Here is a 952-nt window from a genome sequence, read left to right as displayed (position 1 = left end):
TTGAAATAGGCGTTTAAGTGATAATCATTTTATATGTGTGAGGTGGATTTTTGATCATTCTATTCATTAGATTTTCAAAAATGCCTTCTTTCATCTTGTGTCTGTTATATCTATAGGTATACTCATTAATATAGGATTGTAGATACTTCACCGAGTGATGAGCGCCCCTTAACCATGCCTTAAACATCATAATACAACGATGTAATTCAACAAAATTCTTACCTTTCTTTTCTGATTTTTCCCGGATTATATTCGGGAATTCTTTTTCCATACCCTTGTATCCCGCCCATTTATCGGTACGTACGATGGCCTCCTTTTTGATGTGATGCTGCATAAAGCCTTTAAGGTTCTCTTTGCTAGCTGAATCAATTACTCTTGCGTACATCCTGGAGACGCCCTTTCCTTGTTTTTCTATGCCAAGAACCACTATTTTCTTGCGGCCGCCTTTTCGTCCCTTAATCCCATCATCCTGGCCACCAACATAGGTTTCATCCACATCCACCTTACCCTCCATTGGGAATTTTCCACTACTTTCCATCGCCTTCATTACTTTTTGCTTAAATAACCAGCAGGTTTTTTGTCTCAATTCAAGTTTCCTGCTCAGTTCGGTACTGCTAATACCGTTCTTGTTGGTTGAAACATAGTAGATGATGTAGAATGCTTTTAATAGGGAAAACTTGCAATCATGAAATAATGTGCCTGATGTAGCTGATTCAATATACCTGCAATGTGTGCATTGACGATCAAAAACCCTGTTCCCTTTGCAATAGTGGGTATGGGAACACTTTTTGCAGATATACCCATTTCCCCATTTCAGATCCGATAAGTAGTTAACACAACTCAGCTCATCTGGAAATTTAGACTGAAATTCAAATATTGATAAACTTTTAAAGCGATTCTCCATAAAGCTAATTTACTAATTTTATTAGTATTCATCAAGTGCCTATTTCAA

1 protein-coding gene is annotated in these 952 nt (G+C 37.2%); it reads right to left on the bottom strand.

Annotated features, from left to right (window positions below; translation table 11 throughout):
• Positions 1 to 13: 13 nt before the first annotated feature.
• Positions 14 to 904, bottom strand: coding sequence for an IS1595 family transposase (locus ACFOUY_RS08985; RefSeq protein WP_378960170.1), 891 nt, complete (start codon positions 902 to 904; stop codon positions 14 to 16).
• Positions 905 to 952: the final 48 nt, after the last annotated feature.

The sequence above is a fragment of the Pedobacter jamesrossensis genome (genome assembly GCF_042650905.1).
In the GTDB taxonomy this organism is placed as follows: Bacteria; Bacteroidota; Bacteroidia; order Sphingobacteriales; family Sphingobacteriaceae; genus Pedobacter; species Pedobacter jamesrossensis.
Note: the sequence above shows the minus strand (reverse complement) of the source record. Positions and strands in the feature narration are given on the sequence as shown.

Coding starts and splice junctions, on each gene's coding strand:
- ACFOUY_RS08985 (WP_378960170.1), bottom strand. CDS start 904: ATGGAGAATCGCTTTAAAAGTTTATCAATATTTGAATTTCAGTCTAAA.